This window comes from [Enterobacter] lignolyticus SCF1, from assembly GCF_000164865.1.
Classification (GTDB): domain Bacteria; phylum Pseudomonadota; class Gammaproteobacteria; order Enterobacterales; family Enterobacteriaceae; genus Enterobacter_B; species Enterobacter_B lignolyticus.
In genome coordinates, this window is sequence record NC_014618.1 from 112,381 (window position 1) to 133,402 (window position 21,022).

22 protein-coding genes are annotated in these 21,022 nt (G+C 58.7%); 10 read left to right on the forward strand and 12 right to left on the reverse strand.

The annotated features are described in order from the left end of the window. Positions 1 to 72: 72 nt before the first annotated feature. Entirely contained in the window at positions 73 to 531 is a 459-nt protein-coding gene (gene dut, locus ENTCL_RS00545) for a dUTP diphosphatase (RefSeq protein WP_013364167.1), read from the reverse strand. Next, positions 509 to 1,720 (reverse strand): bifunctional phosphopantothenoylcysteine decarboxylase/phosphopantothenate--cysteine ligase CoaBC, encoded by a 1,212-nt coding sequence (coaBC, locus tag ENTCL_RS00550; RefSeq protein ID WP_157865571.1) that lies wholly within the window; start codon positions 1,718 to 1,720, stop codon positions 509 to 511. The genes dut and coaBC overlap by 23 nt, the downstream gene beginning before the upstream one ends. 176 nt (positions 1,721 to 1,896) lie before the next feature. Here coaBC and radC point away from each other — a divergent pair, with 176 nt between their 5' ends. From radC to mutM, 4 genes are all read left to right on the forward strand, one after another. After that, on the forward strand, positions 1,897 to 2,562 hold the full coding sequence (radC, locus tag ENTCL_RS00555) for a RadC family protein (protein ID WP_013364169.1): 666 nt from the start codon (positions 1,897 to 1,899) through the stop codon (positions 2,560 to 2,562). Positions 2,563 to 2,766: 204 nt separating this feature from the next. Continuing rightward, entirely contained in the window at positions 2,767 to 3,003 is a 237-nt protein-coding gene (gene rpmB, locus ENTCL_RS00560) for a 50S ribosomal protein L28 (protein ID WP_002436699.1), read from the forward strand. Positions 3,004 to 3,025: 22 nt separating this feature from the next. Further along, a complete protein-coding gene (rpmG, locus tag ENTCL_RS00565) occupies positions 3,026 to 3,193 on the forward strand; it encodes a 50S ribosomal protein L33 (protein ID WP_003024094.1) in 168 nt (55 codons plus the stop codon). 100 nt (positions 3,194 to 3,293) lie between these two features. Continuing rightward, a complete protein-coding gene (mutM, locus tag ENTCL_RS00570) occupies positions 3,294 to 4,103 on the forward strand; it encodes a bifunctional DNA-formamidopyrimidine glycosylase/DNA-(apurinic or apyrimidinic site) lyase (protein ID WP_013364170.1) in 810 nt (269 codons plus the stop codon). Between the two features lie 4 nt (positions 4,104 to 4,107). On the opposite strand, the gene coaD is transcribed toward mutM, so the two are convergent. The 4 genes from coaD to ENTCL_RS00590 form a co-directional block, all read right to left on the reverse strand. Then, on the reverse strand, positions 4,108 to 4,587 hold the full coding sequence (gene coaD / locus ENTCL_RS00575) for a pantetheine-phosphate adenylyltransferase (protein WP_013364171.1): 480 nt from the start codon (positions 4,585 to 4,587) through the stop codon (positions 4,108 to 4,110). Between the two features lie 3 nt (positions 4,588 to 4,590). Beyond that, positions 4,591 to 5,361, reverse strand: coding sequence for a glycosyltransferase family 2 protein (locus ENTCL_RS00580; RefSeq protein ID WP_013364172.1), 771 nt, complete (start codon positions 5,359 to 5,361; stop codon positions 4,591 to 4,593). After that, positions 5,361 to 6,635 carry a lipid IV(A) 3-deoxy-D-manno-octulosonic acid transferase gene (gene waaA / locus ENTCL_RS00585; RefSeq protein ID WP_013364173.1) on the reverse strand — a complete coding sequence of 425 codons (1,275 nt, stop codon included), beginning with the start codon at positions 6,633 to 6,635 and terminating at the stop codon, positions 5,361 to 5,363. Before waaA ends, ENTCL_RS00580 begins: the two co-directional genes overlap by 1 nt. Before the next feature lie 83 nt (positions 6,636 to 6,718). After that, entirely contained in the window at positions 6,719 to 7,705 is a 987-nt protein-coding gene (locus ENTCL_RS00590; protein ID WP_013364174.1) for a glycosyltransferase, read from the reverse strand. Between the two features lie 138 nt (positions 7,706 to 7,843). Here ENTCL_RS00590 and ENTCL_RS00595 point away from each other — a divergent pair, with 138 nt between their 5' ends. Beyond that, positions 7,844 to 8,947 (forward strand): glycosyltransferase family 4 protein, encoded by a 1,104-nt coding sequence (locus ENTCL_RS00595; RefSeq protein ID WP_013364175.1) that lies wholly within the window; start codon positions 7,844 to 7,846, stop codon positions 8,945 to 8,947. On the opposite strand, the gene ENTCL_RS00600 is transcribed toward ENTCL_RS00595, so the two are convergent. From ENTCL_RS00600 to rfaD, 5 genes are read right to left on the reverse strand one after another with little or no spacing between them, the layout of a single operon-like run. Continuing rightward, complete coding sequence (locus ENTCL_RS00600; RefSeq protein WP_013364176.1) at positions 8,926 to 10,035, reverse strand: glycosyltransferase family 4 protein; 1,110 nt, start codon at positions 10,033 to 10,035, stop codon at positions 8,926 to 8,928. The genes ENTCL_RS00595 and ENTCL_RS00600 overlap by 22 nt on opposite strands. After that, positions 10,032 to 11,135, reverse strand: coding sequence for a putative lipopolysaccharide heptosyltransferase III (gene rfaQ / locus ENTCL_RS00605; RefSeq protein ID WP_013364177.1), 1,104 nt, complete (start codon positions 11,133 to 11,135; stop codon positions 10,032 to 10,034). The genes ENTCL_RS00600 and rfaQ overlap by 4 nt, the downstream gene beginning before the upstream one ends. Continuing rightward, on the reverse strand, positions 11,128 to 12,114 hold the full coding sequence (gene rfaC / locus ENTCL_RS00610; RefSeq protein WP_013364178.1) for a lipopolysaccharide heptosyltransferase RfaC: 987 nt from the start codon (positions 12,112 to 12,114) through the stop codon (positions 11,128 to 11,130). Before rfaC ends, rfaQ begins: the two co-directional genes overlap by 8 nt. A gap of 3 nt (positions 12,115 to 12,117) precedes the next feature. Beyond that, positions 12,118 to 13,164 (reverse strand): ADP-heptose--LPS heptosyltransferase RfaF, encoded by a 1,047-nt coding sequence (gene rfaF / locus ENTCL_RS00615; RefSeq protein WP_013364179.1) that lies wholly within the window; start codon positions 13,162 to 13,164, stop codon positions 12,118 to 12,120. A 9-nt stretch (positions 13,165 to 13,173) separates the two neighbouring features. Beyond that, positions 13,174 to 14,106 (reverse strand): ADP-glyceromanno-heptose 6-epimerase, encoded by a 933-nt coding sequence (gene rfaD / locus ENTCL_RS00620; RefSeq protein ID WP_013364180.1) that lies wholly within the window; start codon positions 14,104 to 14,106, stop codon positions 13,174 to 13,176. A 216-nt stretch (positions 14,107 to 14,322) separates the two neighbouring features. Between rfaD and kbl the strand changes: the two genes are divergently transcribed. The 5 genes from kbl (at position 14,323) to ENTCL_RS00645 (ending at position 20,063) form a co-directional block, all read left to right on the forward strand. Next, positions 14,323 to 15,519 (forward strand): glycine C-acetyltransferase, encoded by a 1,197-nt coding sequence (gene kbl / locus ENTCL_RS00625; protein ID WP_013364181.1) that lies wholly within the window; start codon positions 14,323 to 14,325, stop codon positions 15,517 to 15,519. 9 nt (positions 15,520 to 15,528) lie between these two features. Continuing rightward, positions 15,529 to 16,554: an L-threonine 3-dehydrogenase gene (gene tdh, locus ENTCL_RS00630; RefSeq protein ID WP_013364182.1), complete on the forward strand. Its 1,026-nt coding sequence runs from the start codon at positions 15,529 to 15,531 to the stop codon at positions 16,552 to 16,554. Between the two features lie 369 nt (positions 16,555 to 16,923). Beyond that, on the forward strand, positions 16,924 to 18,183 hold the full coding sequence (locus ENTCL_RS00635) for an O-antigen ligase family protein (protein WP_013364183.1): 1,260 nt from the start codon (positions 16,924 to 16,926) through the stop codon (positions 18,181 to 18,183). A gap of 79 nt (positions 18,184 to 18,262) precedes the next feature. Continuing rightward, positions 18,263 to 19,108, forward strand: coding sequence for a glycosyltransferase (locus ENTCL_RS00640; protein WP_044611859.1), 846 nt, complete (start codon positions 18,263 to 18,265; stop codon positions 19,106 to 19,108). 22 nt (positions 19,109 to 19,130) lie between these two features. Continuing rightward, positions 19,131 to 20,063, forward strand: coding sequence for a capsular polysaccharide synthesis protein (locus ENTCL_RS00645; protein ID WP_013364185.1), 933 nt, complete (start codon positions 19,131 to 19,133; stop codon positions 20,061 to 20,063). Between the two features lie 16 nt (positions 20,064 to 20,079). Here the strand turns inward: ENTCL_RS00645 and ENTCL_RS00650 are convergent, their stop codons facing one another. Next, the gene (locus tag ENTCL_RS00650; protein WP_013364186.1) at positions 20,080 to 21,021 is read right to left on the reverse strand and encodes a divergent polysaccharide deacetylase family protein; all 942 of its coding nucleotides are present in this window, start codon (positions 21,019 to 21,021) and stop codon (positions 20,080 to 20,082) included. Position 21,022 lies beyond the last annotated feature (1 nt).

Sequence of the window (21,022 nt, forward strand, 5' to 3'; positions counted from 1 at the left end):
CATCCACATTACGACCGCAAACCGGGGTTTGCGGTGATGTTATTGCATTTGTGCGTAGTGGGATGCGTGGTGTTACTGACGCCCGGAGTGGCCGAAGCCGCCTTCGCCACGGTCGGTAACGTCGAAATCCGCCACCAGATTAAATTCTGCCTGAACGACGGGAACGAACACCATTTGCGCAATGCGTTCGCCCGGTTCGATGGTGAAGCTTTGCTGACCGCGGTTCCAGACGGAGACCATCAGCTGTCCCTGGTAATCGGAGTCGATAAGGCCGACCAGGTTGCCCAGCACCACGCCGTGCTTATGGCCAAGGCCGGAGCGCGGAAGAATCACCGCCGCCAGCGACGGATCGGCGATGTGAATCGCCAGGCCGGTAGGCAGCAGGGTGGTTGCGCCCGGCGCCAGCTCTACGGCGTCATCAAGACAGGCTCGCAGGTCAAGTCCGGCGGAGCCGGAGGTGGCGTAAGTCGGCAGCGGGAATTGCTCGCCGACGCGCGGGTCCAGAATCTTAACGTCGATTTTTTTCATCATAGCGGGTAACGATCTCGTCCAAAAGTAGTTGGCCCAGGAGTTCCTTTCGCGCAAGCGGTAAGACTTTATCTCCATCCTGCCAGAAAAGATGCAGTGCATTGTTATCGCTGTTAAAGCCTTGATTATCCTGAGATACGTCGTTTGCACAGATCAGGTCAAGGTTCTTGCGGGCACGTTTTTGCCGCGCATATTCTTCCACATTATTCGTTTCTGCGGCAAACCCTACGACAAACGGACGATGGGTTTTCAGCGCCGCAACGCCGGCGACGATATCCGGATTTTTCACCATTTTTAGTGTTAATTCATCGCCTTGCTTTTTGATTTTTTCATCCGCGATGCTGGCGGCGCGGTAGTCCGCCACCGCGGCGCAGCCGATGAAAATATGCTGCTGCCGGGCATGCGCCTGCACGGCCGCCTCCATTTCCAGGGCGGTGGTGACGTCCACGCGCTGGACGAACGCCGGCGTCGGCAGCGACACCGGGCCGCTGACCAGCATCACATTCGCGCCGCGACGCGCGGCGGCGGCGGCAATCGCAAAGCCCATTTTGCCGGAGCTGTGGTTGGTGATGTAGCGCACCGGGTCCAGCGGCTCGCGGGTCGGACCCGCGGTAATCATGATATTGAGATGTTGCAGATCGTTGACAGGCGAAAAGTGCGTCGCGGCCATGTCGACGATAGTCAGGGGATCCAGCATGCGCCCCGGACCAATATCGCCGCAGGCCTGGCTGCCGCTGTCCGGACCCCAGACGAGTAAACCGCGGGAGGCCAGGGTCTGCAGGTTCTGCTGGGTTGCCGCGGCGCGGTACATCTGCTGATTCATCGCCGGTACGACGGCGACCGGCGACGGCGTGGCGAGGCAGATAGTCGAGACCAGATCGTTGGCCATCCCGGCGGCGACGCGGGCGATAAGGTCGGCGGTGGCGGGGGCCAGAATCACCAGATCGGCCCATTTCCCCAGCTCAATGTGGCCCATTGCCGCTTCAGCCGCCGGGTCGAGCAGGCTGTCGGAAACCGGGTAGCCGGAGACCGCCTGCAGGCTCAGCGGGGTAATGAAGGCTTTCGCCGCCTCCGTCATGGCAACGCGTACGTCGGCGCCGCGCTCGCGCAGACGGCGCACCAGATCCGGCGTTTTGTAGGCAGCGATACCGCCGCTGACGCCGAGAACGATTTTTTTACCGGCCAGGCTCATCATGATTCTTTCCTGTTGGCGAACATCAGAATGCGGGCATTTTATCACAATCCATGGCGTGTCGTGCTGGAAAGGCGGCGTCCCTTTGCGAGGCGCTACGCAAGCGCGATATTACGCGCTCGTGAAGGGAACCGGCCTGTGGCAGCATGGCGGTAAGCAGGATGGGAGGGGGTGACATGGAGAGCGAGACGCCGCTGCTGCCGCGTGAAAAAATGCAGCGGGATGGAATTGAGTCGTTAACCGATGCGGAACTGCTGGCGCTGTTTTTGCGTATCGGCACCCGCCATCGCGACGTTATGAGCTACGCCTGCGACCTGCTGCACCGGTTTGGTTCGCTGTACTCTCTGCTCTCCGCCCCTGAAAAAGAGCTGATGCGGGTTGAGGGTATCGGTATCGCCAAGTATGCGCAGCTCAAGGGCATTGCCGAACTGGCCCGCCGTTTTTTCAGCGTGCGGGTTATCGTGGAGCGTTCGCTTGATAGCTCTGACGCCACGCGGGAGTTTTTGCAAAGCCAGCTGGCGCAAGAAGAGCGCGAGATCTTCATGGTGATCTTTCTCGACAACCAGAACCGGGTGCTGAAGCACACCCGGATGTTCGCGGGGACCCTCAGCCACGTCGAGGTGCACCCGCGTGAAATCGTGCGGGAAGCCATTAAAGCGAATGCGGCGGCGCTGATCCTCGCGCATAATCATCCGTCCGGCAGCGCAGCGCCCAGCAGGTCAGACAGAATGGTCACGGATAAAGTGATAAAATGCTGTCAGTTCATGGAGATACGCGTCGTCGACCACTTCGTTATCGGCCGCGGAGAATCCTTTTCTTTTGCGGAGCATGGCTGGATTTAGCGATCCATGGGGATCTTTGTCTGTTCGGGACTTGAGCACACCGCCGAGTCAGCGTATACTACGCCACCTTTGAGAATCTCGGGTTTGGCATTTGGGCCTGGCTGCACGAGTTCACTAAGAACCGTCAAACCGGGCTGTAGCAGCCTGACGAGGCGCCAATACCCTATACGAAGCTCGAGCTAATTTGATTTTTGGAGAATAGACATGTCCCGAGTCTGCCAAGTTACTGGCAAGCGTCCGGTGACCGGTAACAACCGTTCCCACGCACTGAACGCGACTAAACGCCGTTTCCTGCCGAACCTGCACTCTCACCGTTTCTGGGTTGAGAGCGAGAAGCGTTTTGTCACCCTGCGCGTATCTGCTAAAGGTATGCGTGTAATTGATAAGAAAGGCATCGATACAGTTCTGTCTGAACTGCGTGCCCGTGGCGAAAAGTACTAAGTACTTAACGAGGAAATAAATCATGGCTAAAGGTATTCGCGAGAAAATCAAGCTGGTTTCTTCTGCTGGTACAGGTCACTTCTACACCACCACGAAGAACAAACGTACTAAGCCGGAAAAACTGGAACTGAAAAAGTTCGATCCAGTTGTTCGCCAGCACGTACTGTATAAAGAAGCTAAAATCAAATAATTTTAGACTCCTTGTACTGAAAAACCCCGCAATCGCGGGGTTTTTTGTTTTCAGGGCGCCCCCATAATAGAGAGCATCCTGTTGATCCTCTGGAGACGTCATGCCTGAATTACCTGAGGTGGAAACCAGCCGCCGCGGCATTGAACCGCATCTGGTCGGCGCCACTATCCTCCACGCCGTGGTACGAAACGAACGTCTGCGCTGGCCGGTCTCGGCTGAAATCCACAGCCTGAGCGACAAGCCGGTGCTCAGCGTACAGCGACGCGCCAAATATCTCCTGCTTGAACTGCCCGACGGCTGGATAATCATCCATCTCGGCATGTCCGGCAGCTTACGTATCCTCCCTGACGACCTGCCGCCGGAAAAGCATGACCACGTTGATCTGGTGATGAGCAACGGCAAAGTGCTGCGCTACACCGACCCTCGCCGCTTTGGCGCGTGGCTGTGGACGAAAACGCTGGAGGGGCACCCTGTGCTGGCGCATCTCGGGCCGGAGCCGCTCAGCGACGCGTTTAACGTCGATTACCTGCGAGAGAAGTGCACAAAGAAGAAAACCGCGATTAAGCCCTGGCTGATGGATAACAAGCTGGTGGTCGGCGTGGGGAATATCTACGCCAGCGAATCCCTCTTCGCCGCCGGGATCCATCCAGACAGGCTGGCGTCGTCGCTCTCGGCTGACGAATGCGAGCGGCTGGTACGGGCGATTAAAACGGTGCTCAAGCGCTCGATTGAGCAGGGCGGAACGACGCTTAAAGATTTTCTGCAAAGCGACGGCAAGCCGGGCTACTTTGCCCAGGAGCTGCAGGTGTATGGCCGTAAAGACGAGCCGTGCCGGGTATGCGGTACGCCGATTACGGCGACCAAACACGCGCAGCGGGCGACGTTCTATTGCCGCCGCTGCCAGAAGTAGTGGGCTATTTGAGCTTATCCAGCAGCGCCTGATGGACCGCTGGCGGCAGGAAGTGCGCCACATCGCCACCGTGGCGCGCCACCTCCTTCACCAGCGAGGAGGAGATAAACGACCACTCTTTTGACGGCATCAGGAACACGCTTTCCAGGTCCGGCATCAGATGGCGGTTCATGTGCGCCAGCTGCATTTCATATTCGAAATCCGCCACGGCGCGCAGGCCGCGAATCAGAATATTGGCCTGCTGGGCGCGGGCGAAGTTGGCCATCAGATCGCTAAACCCCACGACCTCGACATTGCCAAGATGCGCTGTCGCCTGTTGCGCCAGCGCCACTCGCTCGGCGAGGTCGAACATCGGCTTTTTGCTCGGACTGGCGGCAATCGCCAGTATCACGCTATCAAACATGCAGCTTGCGCGTGTGACGATATCGAGATGCCCGTTGGTGATAGGGTCGAAGGTGCCGGGGTAGATCGCTTTTGTGCTCATGGCTTACGCCTTCTTACTGTAGCCGCGGTTCAGCGCCCACAGCTCGGTGTATTTGTTAAACGTGTACTGGGCGTTCACCACCGCCAGCAGCCAGCCCTGCGCGCCATCCAGCACGCCGCCGCGCAGCAGCAGCGTTTTGATGAACGCCCCCAGCGTGTGGCCGAATATCCCGCCCAGCGATGCCTTCTTGCCCTTCTGGTGGCGTTCCTGCGCCCACGCGGAGGCGTAGGTCAGCTGTTTGCGCTGGAAGTCGGCAAAATCGCGGCAGGTCAGGTGTTTGAGGTCGCCAGACAGCGCCACGACGGGCGCGCCTTCGCACGCCAGCGATTCATGCACCAGGCTGTCGTTATACTGCCAGCGCGCGCGCTCATAAAGCCGCAGCACGCGGTCCGGGTACCAGCCGCTATGGCGCATAAAGCGCCCGAGAAAGTAGTTGCGGCGGGCGATGCTGTACACCGCGCCCGGCTGCGGGCTGGCGAGCGCCTGCTGGAGCGATTGCGCCAGTTCCGGCGTCACGCGCTCGTCGGTGTCGATCATCAGCACATAATCACCGGTGGCGAAGGACTGGGCGCGCTGACGCTGAATGCCGTAACCCAGCCAGTCGGTATTGACGTGCACCTGCGCGCCAAGGCTCTGCGCCAGCGCGACGGTGTCGTCGCTGCTGCCAGAGTCCAGCACGATAATTTCATCAGCCCACGCGACCGATGCAAGGCAGTCCGGCAGCAGATCGGCGGCGTTCTTCGCGATCATCACTACCGACAGGCGTAGTGGCATCAGTGGCTCCGCTGAGGCAGGTAGGGTTGCAATAACTGTAGCAGACGCGCCAGCGCGCCCTGGTTCTGGTGCAGAACCTCAACGGCATGGCGGCCGTACCACAGGCGGTAGTCTTCGTCGGTCAGCAGCGTGGCGACCTCTTTGACCAGCGAATCCGTATCGGTCACCGTGATTAAACCGTCGGCCTGCTGCAGCTTGGCGCAGATATCTTTGAAGTTAAACGTGTGCGGGCCCATCAGCACCGGAATCGCGTGCGCCGCAGGCTCCAGCGGGTTGTGGCCGCCGCGTTCGACAAGGCTGCCGCCGACGAAGGCGAGGTCGGCCATGCCGTACAGCAGCATCAGCTCGCCCATGGTGTCGCCGATCACGACCTGGGTGCTGCCGGACGGTATTTCGCCGGTGCTGCGCAGCGTAAAGCTCATCCCGGCTTTTTGCACCAGCTCGCGAGCGTCGGAGAAGCGCTCAGGATGGCGAGGCACCAGAATCAGCAGCAGGTCGGGGAATTTTTCCAGCAGCGCCTTATGGGCGTCGAGGATGATTTTTTCTTCACCGTCATGGGTGCTGGTGGCGATCCACACCTGGCGGCGCGGCGCCCACTGGCGACGCAGCGTGACGGCGCGAGCGGCAAGCTCGGGCGTCACGGATATATCAAACTTCAGGCTGCCGGTGATCGCCAGCTGGTTGCGCCTGAGGCCAAGCGCGAGGAAGCGGTTGCCGTCCTCTTCGTTCTGCGCCGCAATCAGGGTGATTTTACTGAGCAGGCGGCGCATAAAGCCGCCGAGCTTGCCGTAGCCTTTGGCCGAACGCTCGGACAGGCGCGCGTTGGCGATGACCAGCGGGATTTTGCGCTTATGCAGCGCGGACACCATGTTCGGCCACAGCTCGGTTTCCATCACGATCACCAGCTTCGGGCGTACGGTATCAAGAAAACGCCCCATCGCGCAGGGCAGGTCGTATGGCAGGTAGACGTGGTGCACGTCTTTGCCGAAGGCCGACATGGCGCGTTCCGAGCCGGTTGGCGTCATGGTGGTGACGGTGATCGGCAGTGACGGGTAGCGGTGGCGTAGCGCGCGCACCAGCGGGATAGCCGCCAAGGTTTCACCGACGGAGACGGAATGCAGCAGGATGCCATCCGGCACTACCTTGTTTTTACAAAAGCCATAGCGTTCGGCCCAGCGTTTACGGTACGCCGGCGCTTTACGGCTGCGCAACAGCAACCGCAGCCAGACCAGCGGCTGAATCAGGTAGAGTAGGGTGGTATACAGAAATTCCAAGCGACGTATCCGTTTTTATGTTTCGGCGGGCAAATTCTAAGCATTTACCGTGCTTAAAGCTATCCCTTTGGCAATCTGGACGTTTAATCGGCCAGATAACGTTTCAGGCGGAAGTAGCGACGTCCCAGGCGCCAGTGCTGGCGAAGTCCACGGGCGTTCTTCCAGATCATCCGCCAGATCCCGCGATCGAACAGCTCCTGCGTGATCGCCTTACGCTTTTGCGGATCGCCGATGTTGTTGATGCTGTGCAGGATCCCAAGCCCCTCTTTGGCGATTTGCCACTGGCAGGCAGGAACGCGTTTGACCTGCTGCGGGTAGCGGCCGTTGATGGCGTCCAGCATTTCGAGGATTTTCATGTAGTGCTGCGAGTTGCGGATGCGCGAATCGTCAGTGCCCGGCGTGTGGGAAACGGAGGCCGAGTGGATAAGATAATCGTAATAGGTTTCATCGATGTACTGTACTCGCCGGGCGGTCAGCAGCACCTCGGTCGTCCACGGAATATCCTGGTGGCGCAGGCCGTGTTCGAAGGTGAACCCCTGCTCCTTGATAAACGCGTGGCGGTAGATGTTAAGCCAGGTCACATGCAGGAATTTACGGGAGGCGAGCGCCTGCTGCAGCCAGGTTGGGCCGTCCAGTACGCCGGTTGACGCCAGCTTGTCCGACGGGAAGATTTTCTTCGACGGGCGGCCGTCGTCATAGACATAGGTGCCGTTGCAGGTGGCGACATCAAGCGAATTCTGGGTCGCTATCTCCAGCAGGCGGTTATACATGCCGGGATAAATAACGTCGTCGATGTCCGGGAACGCCAGATACAGCCCGGTTGCTTGCGCCAGGCCGGTGTTACGGGCGGCGGAAACGCCTTGGTTTGCCTGATCGATAATGTGAAAGTTCGCGAATTCGCTGGCGTAGCGGGCAAGGAGTTCGGCTGAGCTGTCCGTGGAGCCATCGTTAACGACGATCATTTCCAGATTCTCGATATTCTGGCTCTTGATGCTGTCAAAAAAAGCGCTGAGGAATTTTTCGCCGTTATATACCGCGACGACAAGGCTCAGAAGGGGTTGGTCGGACATAGCGTCTCCGTTTGGTTGCTCGCCACTATCAGTGAGGCGGCATTATACACTGCATCCTCAAAGTTGCCTCTTTGTTGGCGGCTGATCCTGGCGATATAATTCGCCCCTCTTTCAGCATGTTTAATCAACGGGAACTTTATGCATATCGTCCACACCGAGGCCGATGGCGGGAAAGGCGGGCAGCCGCTGCGTATCATCAATGAATCGCTGGGCATGATACAGCGTGGGCATCAGGTCACCGTCCTGTGCCCGGACACCGCGCCGTTGCATCAGCTCGCCAAAGACGCCGGGTTGACCGTTGTCACCATGCCGCTGAAACGCAAAAACCTCGGCAACCTGTTCACGCTGCGCCGCTGGCTGCGCGAAAACCGCGACAGCATTGATGTGATTAACAGCCATAACTCGGCGGATACCTGGCTGGTGGCGCTGGCAAACCTGACGCTCTCGCGTCCGGTCCCGCTGGTGCGAACCCGTCATGCTTCCGGGGTGCCGCGCAACAACTGGACGACCCGCTGGCTGTTCAGGAAAGCGTGCGCGCACATCGTTAGCACCGGCGAAGCGCTGCGCTATCAGATGGTGGCGCTGGGCGTGCCGCTCGAAAACACCACCTCGGTGCCGAGCGGCGTTGATACAACCCGTTTTCATCCGGGCGATAAATACGATGCCCGCAGCCGTTGCGATCTGAGCCAGGACGACTTCTGGCTGGGCGTGGTGTCGCATCTGCGTCCGAACAAAGGCCACAGCGTGCTGCTGAAGGCGCTGGCGGAGATCGATAACCCGGCGATTAAGCTTGCGATCATCGGCGAAGGGCCGCACCGCGAGGCGCTCGAGCATGAAGTCATCCAGCTCAATTTGCTGCCGCGGGTCGTGATGGCGGGGCACCAAAGCTCCCCGGAGCGCTGGTTTCCGGCGTTTGATGTAGCGATTAGCCCGTCTCATGATATGGAAGGGCTGCCGCAGGGTGTGCTGCAGTCGCTGGCCTCCGCGGTGGCGACAATCGCTACCGATGCGGGCGGCACGGCGGATGCGGTGATTAACGGCGAAACCGGGTTGCTGATCGGCCAGCGCGACGTCGGCGCCTTACGCGACGCCATCATTACGCTGTATAACGATCCGGCGCAGCGCCGCCAGCTGGCGCAGCAGGGATACGAGTATCTGAATACGCATTTCACCCGCGAATGCATGCTGACGGCGATGGAGAAGGTCTTTCTCGATGCGGCTCAGCGCAGCAGCTCGCGATAAAGCGCCTGCAGTTCGGCGGCCATACGGTCGAGCGTGAAGGGTTCTGCGGTGGCGCGCGCCGCCGCCGCATAATCCGTCCCCTCGGCGCGACCGGCCAGCCATTCTCCAATGGCCTGCTGATAGCCCGCTACGTCGAGCGCATCGCGCACCCAGCCGTTTTTCCCCTCGTGAATCCACTCTGCGGCGCCGCAGCCGTGGCTGGTCAGCAGCGGCAGCCCGCAGGCCAGCGCTTCAACGCAGACGTTAGGGAACGGATCGTAGAGCGTAGGCAGAATCAGCGCATCCGCGCTGCCGTACACCTCGCGGACGTCGGCGACCGGGCCGAGAAACCGCACTCTTTTTTCTACGCCAAGCGTACGGGCCAGCTTCTGGAATTTACCGGCGTGTTTGTCACGTCCGGCGACAAGCAGCCAGACGTCAGGATGCGGCACGATGGCCCGCAGCGCCGTGGCGACGCCCTTGCGGGAAAAACCTGAGCCGACATAGGCCAGCACCGGCGCGTTCTCCGGCAGACCAGGCTTTGCGCGCAGCGACGGCTGGCGCAGGCGAGGGTGGAAATAGTCGGTGTCGACGCCGTTGTAGATAACCGTCAGCCTGTCATCCGCCAGCCCAAACCGGCGGGCGATATCGTCGCGCACCATCCGGGAGTTGCAGATAACCTTGCGCAGCTGCGGATGGGTGAACATCTGTCGCTCCGCCTGCAGGATATAGCGATGATAGCGGCTCAAGGACTGCGCCCAGCGCGCCAGCGGCGACTGGATGCGGTTGTACTGCTCAAGCCAGGCGGCGTGGACGCCGTCGCCGGCGCGGAAAATCGTCGCGCCGGGGATCCGCTCGTGGCTTTGCACAATATCGAATTCGGCAAAGTACGCGGCGGCGGCCTCGGCAAACCCGGCCTCACGTTTGACGCGGTTGCTGAACGGCGGATCGACGGTCAGAGTATGCCAGCCAGCGGCATCTTCCCACTGGCGGGCGATAAGCGTGACGTCGAGCGCCGCGTCCTGGGCCAGCACGTTCAGCGCGCGGGAGACAAAACGCTCGGCGCCGCCGTTAGGGTTGTAGGTCTGTCGAACGATAGCCAGCTTCATGCAGGGGTTTCCAGTAGCATCGTGTCGATGGCGCTCAGTACCTGTTGTGGGGTGATGGCCGTGATGCAGTCAGAGATACCGCCGTCCCCGCAGCCCGCTTTGCCGCACGGCTGGCAGGTAAACCCGGCGGTAATCACGCGGTAGTTCACCCCCCATGGCGCCCACTTGATGGCGCCGGTTGGGCCAAAAATGGCGACGGTCGGCGTGCCGACGGCGCTGGCGAGGTGCATCGGCATCGAGTCTACGCCGAAGTAAACGCGCGCGTGCTTCATCAGCGCGCCCAGCTCTTTCAGGTTCAGCTGGCCGCTTAAATCAAACACCGGCCGGGTGAGCGCCGCACGCAGCTCATCCATGTAGGCCGTCTCTTCTTTTGACGGCGCAGCGGAGAGGATAATCGGCAGCCCGCGCGCCGCCAGGTTATCGATGGTTGCCGCCAGCTTTTTGATATCCCAGGCTTTAAACATCCAGCGCGAGGTGGGGTGCACCAGGATATAGGATTTGCTCTCAAGGCCAAATCCGGCCAGTTTTTCGGCAATAGACGCTTCCGCCGCGTCGCCCGGCACAAACAGGGTGTTCTTATCTTCGGCCGACTGCGGGTGAATACCGATGCGGCGCAGGGCGTCCAGGTTCACCTCCACCATATGGCGGGAGTTGTCCTGAATCGCCGGGTAGAGGGTAGTAAAGGATTTCACCCAGCGACGGCGCGCCAGGCCACCGCGTTTATCCGGCTTAAAGCCGACCGAGACGCGCGGTTTCAGACGACGCGCCAGACGCGCGCCGTGCCAGTGTTCAGTCAGGTTAATCAGCACGTCGTACTGGCGGCCTTTCAGCGTATTGAGCAGCGCGCGATAGAGACGGAACTGTTCCAACCAGCCCTTTTTGCGCCAGTTGCGGCCGATGGTATGGACCTGGTCGATATGCGGGTGGCTGGTCAGCATCGCCTGCGTGTCATCGTACACCAGGGCGTCGACCTCAACGCCGGGCCAGTTTTTCTTCAGCACGGTAAACACTGGCGAAGTCAGCAGGACGTCACCGTGATGACGCAACTTAACGATCAGCACGCGCTTTGGCGGGCGCTCCGCTGAGAAAAAATCAGACATAGGCTCTCTCTGCTGCCAGCAAAGGCTCTAATTGCGCAAATACCGCAGCGGCGCTGAGGTCGCTCAGCTGCGATGAATGTTCCGGGCGGCAGACATATTGATTTTTTCCGTAGCCGCCGATAAGACCCGGGTCCGTTGGGCCGTAAAGCGTAATATTAGGTCGATCCAGCGCGGCCGTCAGGTGGCTTAAGCCCGTATCGACGGAAACCACTGCCGCGGCGCCCGCCAGCTCCTGCGCCACGCCGTCGAGCTTCATGCGTGGCAGAACGTCCACGTAATCAAACCCTTCCGCCAGACGCTTCGCCCGCGCCTCTTCGTGCGGGGCGCCCCACGGCAGTTTGACGCGTATCCCCGTATTGCCCAGCAGGCCGATCAGTTCGCGCCAGTGCGCTTCCGGCCAGTGCTTGTCGTCGCGGGTGGTGGCATGGAGGAATATCAGGTAAGGCGAGCTATCCTGCACTGAATTGTGGAGAAAATGCTGCGAAATGGCGTAATCGCCCTGAGCTTCCGGTTTCGCATAGCCGAGGCTTTTGGCGAACAGTTCGCGGGTGCGCTCCACGGCGTGCTGCTGCCTGGCAATAGCGTGGCGGCGGTTATAGAACAGGCTCGCCAGCGGCTCGCGGGCGGTATGCCAGTCCATACCGTGCTTCACGCCGTGCGCCAGACGTGTCACCAGCGCGGCGCTTTTGACTAGCCCCTGTGCGTCGATGATCGCATCGTAACGCTGAGCCTGCACCGCATCGCGGAAGGTTTTACGTTCGGCCCTAATCGGCGCGGAAAACCACGCTTTACGCCAGCGGCGAATGGCCACCGGGATCACGCGGTCGACCGCTTCATGCCAGGTGGGGATCTGCGCGAAGCCTTCTTCCACCACCCAGTCAAAACGAATGCCGGGAATGGCCCGCATGGCGTCCGTCAGCGACGGCAGCGTATGCAGGACATCGCCCATTGACGAGGTTTTAACGATCAATACCCGCATTCGTTATCCTTCTTCGCTCAACAGCAGTTCGTTGAGTTCTTCGAGAACGCGCTGCGGGGTAATGTCGATCAGGCTCTGGTGATAGCCTTCCGCCGCATCGCCTTTACGCACCTTGTGGTAGCCAGTGATCAGGCGAATAACGCGCGCTTTATGCGACAGCGGCGGCGTAAAGTCCGGGCTGCTGGGCCCATACAGCGCAACCAGCGGGCGGTTTAGCGCCGCGGCGACGTGCATCAGACCGGAATCGTTGGTGACTACGGCTTTACAGGCGGCAAGCAGAATAACCGCCTGCTCCAGCTGGGTTTCCCCGGCCAGATTGCGGCACCAGGCCTGCTGTTCTGTGCTCAGCGCGGCGAGGATTTCGTTGCCCGCGTCGTGGTCTTTCGCCGAGCCGAACAGGACAATCTGGTAACCTTCGTCAATCAGCTGCTTCGCCAGTTCGGCGTAGTGATAGTGCGGCCAGCGCTTGGCCGGGCCGAACTCCGCGCCGGGACAGAAGCCGATCATCTGGCGCTCGGCGGAGAGGTTAAAGGCGGCGCAGGTTTGCGATTTTTCACCGTCGTTGACCTGCAGCTGCGGCCACAGCAGCGGCTGCGGCAGATCTTTTGCCGTTTGCATCACGCCTTTGTCATAGGCCAGCGCCACGTAGCGTTCGACCATCAGCGGCCAGGCGGCTTTATCCAGCGCGCGCGCGTCGTTCAGCAGACCGTAGCGCATCTCGCCGCGCCAGCCGGTGCGGTGCGGGATACCGGCGAAAAACGGCACCAGGGCTGATTTGAAGGAGTTTGGCAGCACGTAGGCGCGGTCGTAGCGCTTGTCGCGCAAGCTATGACCAAGCCTGCGGCGTTCGCCGATTTCCAGCGCCCCGTGGCCGAGCGGCATCGGGATCGCCTCGTTCACTTCCGGCATACGCGATAAAAGCGGACGGCACCACGCGGGTGCCATCACATCGATTATTGCCTGGGGAAAGCGCGCCTTGAGCGTGCGATAGAGACTTTGCGACATCATCATGTCGCCCACCCATGACGGGCCGATCACCAGTATTTTCATGCTTACTTCTTACGCGTCGCGGTTCAGCCAGGCCATATATTCCGTCACGCCTTCGGCGACGGTTTTGAACGGCTTGTCATAGCCTGCGGCGCGCAGATTGGTCAGGTCTGCCTGCGTAAACGCCTGATAGCGCCCTTTCAGCTTATCCGGGAACGGGATGTACTCGATGCTGCCTTTCTTGTGGTACGCCAGCGTCGCATCCGCCACTGCCTGGAAGGACTCCGCGCGGCCAGTGCCGAGGTTGAAAATGCCGGACACGCCGTTTTCCCAGAACCACAGGTTCACTGCGGCAACGTCGCCGACGTAGACGAAGTCGCGTTTGAAGCTGTCGCTGCCTTCAAACAGTTTCGGACTTTCGCCATTATTCAGCTGGGTATTGAGGTGGAACGCGACGCTCGCCATGCTGCCTTTATGCCCTTCGCGCGGCCCGTACACGTTGAAGTAACGGAAGCCGACGATCTGCGAGTTCGCTTCCGGCAGTATCTGACGCACGTACTCGTCGAACAGGAATTTGGAGTAGCCGTAGACGTTCAGCGGCTGCTCGTATTCGCGGGATTCAATAAAGTCGGACGTCCGGCCGCCGTAGGTCGCGGCGGAAGAGGCGTACAGGAACGGAATTTCACGCTCCAGGCAGTAATGCAGCAGCTCTTTGGAGTACTGATAGTTGTTATCCATCATGTACTTGCCGTCCCACTCGGTGGTGGAGGAGCAGGCGCCTTCGTGGAATACGGCGTCGATGTCGCCTAACTCTTCGCCCGCCATAATCTGGATCAGGAAATCTTCTTTATCCATGTAGTCGGCGATGTTCAGGTCCACCAGGTTGACGAACTTGGTGCCATCTTTCAGGTTGTCCACCACCAGAATGTCGGTAATGCCTTGGTCATTCAGGGCCTTAACGATGTTGCTGCCGATAAAGCCTGCGCCGCCGGTAACGATGATCATAACGATAACCTTTGAAATGTGGGTGACCGGGACTATCCCGGACGCTAATGGTTTTTATCATACCACTACATTGCCTGACCTTCAGCCATTCACCGACAAGCCGCAGGGGTACACGTGATTTATGCTACAAAAATGGCAACATGTACTGCGTCATCTCGTATCGACGTATAGCTTTGGGTAATATGTGCCAAATTTTACCGAATCTGGAGAGTTGCAATGCGTGGTGATTTTTACAAACAGTTATCCAACGACCTGGAAACCGCGCGCGCGGAAGGGTTGTTTAAAGAAGAACGCATCATTACGTCTGCCCAGCAGGCCGATATTACCGTCGGCGATGGCAGCCATGTGATCAACTTTTGCGCCAACAACTATCTCGGTCTGGCGAACCATCCGGAGCTGATCGCAGCGGCGAAGGCGGGTATGGACAGCCACGGTTTCGGTATGGCCTCCGTGCGCTTTATCTGCGGCACCCAGGACAGCCACAAAGCGCTTGAGAAGAAGCTGGCCGGTTTCCTCGGGATGGAAGACGCTATTCTTTACTCATCCTGCTTTGATGCCAACGGCGGCCTGTTTGAAACGCTGCTCGGCGCGGAAGACGCCATTATCTCCGACGCGCTTAACCATGCCTCTATCATCGACGGCGTGCGCCTGTGCAAAGCAAAACGCTTCCGTTATGCCAATAACGATATGGTTGAGCTGGAAGCGCGTCTGAAAGAAGCCCGCGAAGCCGGCGCGCGCCATGTGCTGATCGCCACCGACGGCGTATTCTCGATGGACGGCGTGATTGCCAACCTGAAAGGCGTGTGCGACCTGGCGGACAAATACGATGCGCTGGTGATGGTCGATGACTCGCATGCGGTCGGCTTTGTCGGCGAAAACGGTCGCGGCTCCCACGAGTACTGCGACGTGATGGGCCGTGTGGACATCATCACCGGCACGCTGGGTAAAGCGCTTGGCGGCGCGTCTGGCGGCTATACCGCCGCGCGTAAAGAGGTGGTTGAGTGGCTGCGCCAGCGCTCCCGCCCGTACCTGTTCTCCAACTCCCTGGCGCCGGCGATTGTCGCCGCCTCCATCAAAGTGCTGGAGATGGTGGAGTCAGGCGCTGAGCTGCGTGACCGCCTGTGGTCCAACGCCCGCCTGTTCCGCGAAAAAATGAGCGCGGCGGGCTTTACCCTGGCCGGCGCCGATCACGCGATTATTCCGGTGATGCTGGGCGATGCCGTCGTGGCGCAGAACTTTGCCCGCGAGCTGCAAAAAGAGGGGATTTACGTCACCGGGTTCTTCTTCCCGGTGGTGCCAAAAGGTCAGGCGCGTATTCGCACCCAGATGTCGGCGGCGCATACTCCTGAACAAATTGAGCGTGCGGTGGAAGCCTTTACCCGCATCGGCAAACAACTGGGCGTGATTGCCTGAGGACGTGTGATGAAAGCGTTATCCAAACTGAAAGCGGAAGAAGGGATTTGGATGACCGACGTGCCGGAGCCGGAAGTCGGTCATAACGATCTGCTGATCAAAATTCGTAAAACCGCGATTTGCGGCACTGACGTCCACATCTACAACTGGGACCAGTGGTCGCAGAAAACCATTCCGGTACCGATGGTTGTCGGCCACGAATACGTCGGCGAAGTGGTTGGCATCGGTCAGGAAGTGAAAGGCTTTAAAATCGGCGACCGCGTCTCCGGAGAAGGCCACATCACCTGCGGCCACTGCCGTAACTGCCGCGGCGGCCGTACGCACCTGTGCCGCAACACCATCGGCGTGGGCGTCAACCGCCCGGGCTGCTTTGCCGAATATCTGGTGATCCCGGCCTTTAACGCGTTCAAAATCCCGGACAACATTTCCGACGATCTGGCTTCCATCTTCGACCCGTTCGGCAACGCGGTGCATACGGCGCTTTCCTTCGATCTGGTTGGCGAAGACGTGCTGGTTTCCGGCGCAGGCCCGATCGGTATTATGGCGGCTGCCGTGGCGAAGCATGTGGGGGCGCGTCATGTGGTGATCACCGACGTCAACGAGTACCGCCTCGACCTGGCGCGTAAGATGGGCGTTACCCGCGCGGTCAACGTCTCGAAAGAGAGCCTGACCGACGTAATGGCTGAGCTTGGCATGACCGAAGGCTTCGACGTAGGCCTGGAGATGTCCGGCGCGCCGCCGGCGTTTCGCGCGATGCTGGATACCATGAATCACGGCGGTCGTATCGCCATGCTGGGTATTCCACCGTCCGATATGTCTATCGACTGGAATAAAGTCATCTTTAAGGGGCTGTTCATCAAAGGTATTTACGGCCGCGAAATGTTTGAAACCTGGTACAAGATGGCGGCGCTGATCCAGTCTGGCCTGGATCTCTCCCCGATTATTACCCATCGCTTCGGCATTGATGATTTCCAGCAGGGCTTCGACGCCATGCGTTCCGGTCAGTCCGGCAAAGTGATTCTGAGCTGGGAATAACCTTCCATTCAGGCGCCAGGTTGTTACACTGGCGCCTGCCTTTCCTGTTTGTGCTCTCGTTTTTTATGTTTGTATACCTACATGCATTCAGCGCATCATCGCGTCGTTTGGTGGGTAAATACGCCAAAAGGTGAGCTCCAGTTGTCAACTTTTATCTGGTACAACCCGCAGGCTGCGGCAGACAAAAAGCGGGCCGACGAGTACCGTACGTCGGTCGTAGTGATGGATACAACTGGCAAAACTTAAGAGTGGCATCAGGTGCGCTAGCCGTGTCATCATGCAGAGCCTTGTGGGGATCAGGTACCTTTTTTATTTTTAAATTACAGCAGGTTGATGATGTTCACCTGCGGTGAATGAATGAGAGTGATGATGAAGAGTATGAACGGGCAAACCCTGCAGATGCGCTTTACGCAACTGGCCTTTGGTCTGTGCGTCATCGCGTTTGCATGCATTATCTTGTCACCGAATCTGGCTAACAAAATCATGAACATTGCCGGGCTCATTGCGTTTTTTGTCGCGGTATTTAACCTGAAAAATGCCCGCAGGAACGAGACGTTCTGGCTGTGCCTGGTGCTCTTTGTTATCGGGATTTGCGACCTTATCTGGTATCGATTGTTTAAAATCGACCACAGTGAGGCGATTAACTCCTATCGCGCCTATCTGGAAGTAGGCAAGATTTGCGTCTCTGGCGCTTTTCTGATTTATATCTTCTCGCTGGGGGAAAAATTCAGACTGGGTAATAATAAAATTCACTATCTGCTGGTGCTGATTTTGCAGATCATGATGGTTGCCTATGCGTATTATCAGAAAATCCATCTTGGCGCCGCTCGCATCGAGTTTTCGCTGGCCGGGGGCACCAGCGCCACCGGTGCGGCATACACCATTGTGTTTCTCTCCTGCTATATGATCATGGTTCTGCAGCACTCCACGCTGCGTATGAAAGACCTGCTGATTCTGGCGCATTTCTTTATCACCTTTATTATTGTGGTGGCGACCGAAACGCGCGCGGCTATTATGGTCTATCCGATCCTTTTTGCCGGCATGCTGGCGATTCGCTGCTACCGCCAGCGGCATATTCCGTGGAAAGGGATTGGCGTTCTGCTGTTTGCCGTGGCGGCGGGCGCGTTTATGATGAAAGACAGCCTGATACAGCGCTACCATGATCTGAATAGCGATATGAGCGCCTACGAAAAGAACAATACCGATACCTCCGTTGGCGCGCGTCTGGCTATGTGGCAGACGGGGCTTGCCGCGGCGAAAGAGAATTACCTCTGGCAGTCCACCGACCACCGCAACGCGATTATTAAAGATCTCGTTAAAAAAGATCCGGGTCTCGAAGGGGCGCTTCCCTATATTCCAGGCCATCTGCACAATGAGGTGATTGAGGCGCTGTCGACCAAAGGGCCTTCCGGGCTGCTGCTGTATGTGCTGTTTGTGATTTCGCTCGCCTGGTATGCGCTGCGTAAAATCAAAAGCTTTACGCTGTTCGCGTTCCTGGTGGCGATGGTGATGTTCGGCCTCAGCGGGGTGATGTTTTATTCCAAAACGACGCCGACGGCCTGGATGCTGACGCTGGTGATGTTCATCGTGTTTCTGACGCAAAACCGGCATCGCGACATCGTTAAGTGATTGTTTTGCTTCTCCGTCGGTTAGCGGGTATTCTGACCGGCGGAGAAACTGCCCCATGTCCCCAGCAATGAGCCCACCTATGCAAGAACTGGTTTCCGTTATCATCACAACGTTCAACCGCGAAGATCTTCTGGAAAGAGCAATACGCTCCGTGATTGCTCAGGACTACTCTCAAATTGAATTGATCGTCATCGACGACTTCTCCAATGAGAAGACGGCGGCGCTTATTGACGCGTTGCGCCCTGAGTGCGAGCAGCGTTTTGTCAATTTCATCTACCAGCGTAACGAGAAAAACAGCGGCTCTAACGCCAGCCGCAACCGGGGCTATGCGCTGGCGTCCGGTAAGTTTGTCACCGGACTGGATGACGATGACTATTTTCTGCCGCCGCGTTTATCGATGCTGGTGGCCCGCTACGATGAGAAGTATTCCTTTGTTTGCGACACGTTGACCCGTCTGGATAAAGACCGGGAACACGGCGGCGATAATGCCTTTCGCGTGATCTCGCTACAGGATATTCTTTGTGAAAACGTGGTGGGGAATCAGGTGCTGACAACCCGTGACAAGCTGATGGCCGTAGGGGGCTTCTCGCCGGAGATTAAACAGCAGCAGGATCGCGACGTCTGGACCAAGCTTATTATCAAATTCGGCCCGGGCATAAAATACGCCTTCAGCACCCAGATGGTGGATGCGGAGCACAGCAGCAGTCGTATTACCCGGCAGATCAAAAAATATACCTCTTACCGTAAGCTCTATTTCAAATTCAGGCCGTATATGACGGAAGAGACCCGCAGCAACAACCTGTTTCAGCTGATGTCGTTTCGCGGTATGTCGTCGGCGAAAATGAATAAGCTGCTGTGGGGGAAAAAGAAAGATCTGAAACTCCGGCTCAAGCTGCTGCGCCGCACGCTGAAAGAACTTTTCTGATCCCTTTTCCGGAGCACGCACGATGCCGGGTATGAACGTCCTGAATAAGCTCATCAAGAAGTCCCGACGCTGGGAAAAAAAGACGCAGCTGTCGCTCTTTCGTAAAACCAGCCGCTATCTGCTTGATAAGAAAAAACGCGTGATTTTCACCGAGCTGGAGGCGCTGTCCGTCAGCCCGGCGACAACCTCTGCGGCGGCATCGTCGCAGAAAATCATCTGGATATGCTGGTTTCAGGGCATCGCGCAGGCGCCGCCGCTGGTGCAGCGCTGCATTGCGTCAGTACAGCGAAATGCCGGGGATGCCAGGGTTGTGGTGCTGACCGAGGAGACCATCGCCGAGTACATTACTCTGCCTGCGCATATCCTGCAGAAGTATCAGCAGGGGAAGATAAGCAAAGCGCATTATTCCGATATCGTGCGCTGTTCGCTGCTGGCGCAGTATGGCGGCATCTGGATGGATGCGACCGTCTATCTGACCCGACCGGTACCGGCGTCGCTGTTTGCATACGATTTTTCCTCCCTGCGTTTTGACGGTCAGTCTGCCGATGAGGCCATCGGTCACGGTTACTGGACGGCATATCTGCTGGCGTCGCTGCCGGGCAGCGCGCTGGTCACGACGGTACGGGACCTGTTCTACCGCTACTGGCAGACGCACGATACGCTGATCGAATATTTTCTGATCGACTACGCGTTTTTGTTCTGCATTGAGAACTATCCGGCGTTCAGGTCCGTGGTTGACGCACAGCCGGTGATGGGCAACCAGCGTTTTTTGATTCGCCAGTTTATGAATCAGCGGGTGGATGTCCGCACGCGGGAGGCGTTAGGCCAGGATTCGGTTGGTATTTATAAGCTCTCGCATAAAGAACGCTATCAGGAGAGGGACGGCGACGCGCCGACGCTCTACGGCGAGATCATCGCCGATACCTTCAGGCTGTCAGCCGCATCCGAAAAATAACGGCCCGTTTGGGCCGTTACGCTTTCTTCCCCCAGCCCTGCCACTGCTGCTGGTAGTACTGCACCAGCGGGCTCTGACTGATGCTTTCGCCGAGCACCGTAAAGAAGCGGGTGGCGTACACCGGCGCTGGCGTCTGTTTCGGTTTACATAGTTTCACGCCGCGGAAAGGATTACGCGGCGCGGTCGGCTGCACGGTTGTCGGCGGCGCTGTGTTTGGCGTGGAGGTATCGACCTGCGGTTCGTTCAGCAGGCTGCTCGGGCGCACCAGGGTGATGTCCGGCGGCAGGTTATACACCATCTGCTGCAGTACGCGCACCGTTGAGGGATGGGGATGGCCGATGGCGATGGCGGAGCCGGTACGGCGCGCCAGCTGAATCGCACGGTTGAACTGGAAGCGGATATCGGCCTCGTTCTGCGTATCGTCGAGGAAGACCTTACGCTTAATCACCTTCACGCCGGTGCCTGCGGCCGCCCGCGTCGCCTGGCTGTTGCCGATGGTCATACTGTCGAGAAAGTAAAGGTTGTAGCGGCTGAGCGCCTGCATCACCTTCTGCATGCCGAACAGGTTAGAGGTCATCGCGCTGCCCATATGGTTGTTCATGCCCACGGCATACGGCACCTTGCTGACCGCGTCGCGAATAATGCGCTCTATTTCATCGCTGCTCATGTCGGGGCGCAGGGTATCTTTCTCCAGCGGCTGCTTGCTGAGCGGCGCCATCGGCATGTGGATCAGCACCTCACGCCCGCCGTTGTGCGCTTTGGTCGCCATTTCGCGCGCGTGGGGAGCGTTGGGGAGTACCGCCACGGAGATATTGACCGGCAGCGCCAGCACCTGGTTCTCCTGCTGCGGACGGTAGCCAACGTCATCGATGACGATGGCCAGTTTACCGGCCCAGGCCGGCGCCGATACCGCCAGCGCGGCGGTAAGGGAGAAAACTAACGAACGAAATTGAAGCAAA

Bases quoted from the DNA above. Each gene is read 5' to 3' on its own strand.
- rfaD (WP_013364180.1), bottom strand. From the start codon at position 14,106: ATGATCATCGTTACCGGCGGCGCAGGCTTTATCGGCAGCAACATCGTT.
- rfaC (WP_013364178.1), bottom strand. From the start codon at position 12,114: ATGCGGGTATTGATCGTTAAAACCTCGTCAATGGGCGATGTCCTGCAT.
- coaD (WP_013364171.1), bottom strand. From the start codon at position 4,587: ATGAGCACAAAAGCGATCTACCCCGGCACCTTCGACCCTATCACCAAC.
- ENTCL_RS00580 (WP_013364172.1), bottom strand. From the start codon at position 5,361: ATGCCACTACGCCTGTCGGTAGTGATGATCGCGAAGAACGCCGCCGAT.
- dut (WP_013364167.1), bottom strand. From the start codon at position 531: ATGATGAAAAAAATCGACGTTAAGATTCTGGACCCGCGCGTCGGCGAG.
- rpmB (WP_002436699.1), top strand. From the start codon at position 2,767: ATGTCCCGAGTCTGCCAAGTTACTGGCAAGCGTCCGGTGACCGGTAAC.
- ENTCL_RS00590 (WP_013364174.1), bottom strand. From the start codon at position 7,705: ATGTCCGACCAACCCCTTCTGAGCCTTGTCGTCGCGGTATATAACGGC.
- ENTCL_RS00640 (WP_044611859.1), top strand. From the start codon at position 18,263: ATGCAAGAACTGGTTTCCGTTATCATCACAACGTTCAACCGCGAAGAT.
- kbl (WP_013364181.1), top strand. From the start codon at position 14,323: ATGCGTGGTGATTTTTACAAACAGTTATCCAACGACCTGGAAACCGCG.
- ENTCL_RS00635 (WP_013364183.1), top strand. From the start codon at position 16,924: ATGAAGAGTATGAACGGGCAAACCCTGCAGATGCGCTTTACGCAACTG.
- rfaQ (WP_013364177.1), bottom strand. From the start codon at position 11,135: ATGTCTGATTTTTTCTCAGCGGAGCGCCCGCCAAAGCGCGTGCTGATC.
- ENTCL_RS00600 (WP_013364176.1), bottom strand. From the start codon at position 10,035: ATGAAGCTGGCTATCGTTCGACAGACCTACAACCCTAACGGCGGCGCC.
- ENTCL_RS00595 (WP_013364175.1), top strand. From the start codon at position 7,844: ATGCATATCGTCCACACCGAGGCCGATGGCGGGAAAGGCGGGCAGCCG.
- rpmG (WP_003024094.1), top strand. From the start codon at position 3,026: ATGGCTAAAGGTATTCGCGAGAAAATCAAGCTGGTTTCTTCTGCTGGT.
- coaBC (WP_157865571.1), bottom strand. From the start codon at position 1,720: ATGAGCCTGGCCGGTAAAAAAATCGTTCTCGGCGTCAGCGGCGGTATC.
- radC (WP_013364169.1), top strand. From the start codon at position 1,897: ATGGAGAGCGAGACGCCGCTGCTGCCGCGTGAAAAAATGCAGCGGGAT.
- rfaF (WP_013364179.1), bottom strand. From the start codon at position 13,164: ATGAAAATACTGGTGATCGGCCCGTCATGGGTGGGCGACATGATGATG.
- ENTCL_RS00645 (WP_013364185.1), top strand. From the start codon at position 19,131: ATGCCGGGTATGAACGTCCTGAATAAGCTCATCAAGAAGTCCCGACGC.
- tdh (WP_013364182.1), top strand. From the start codon at position 15,529: ATGAAAGCGTTATCCAAACTGAAAGCGGAAGAAGGGATTTGGATGACC.
- mutM (WP_013364170.1), top strand. From the start codon at position 3,294: ATGCCTGAATTACCTGAGGTGGAAACCAGCCGCCGCGGCATTGAACCG.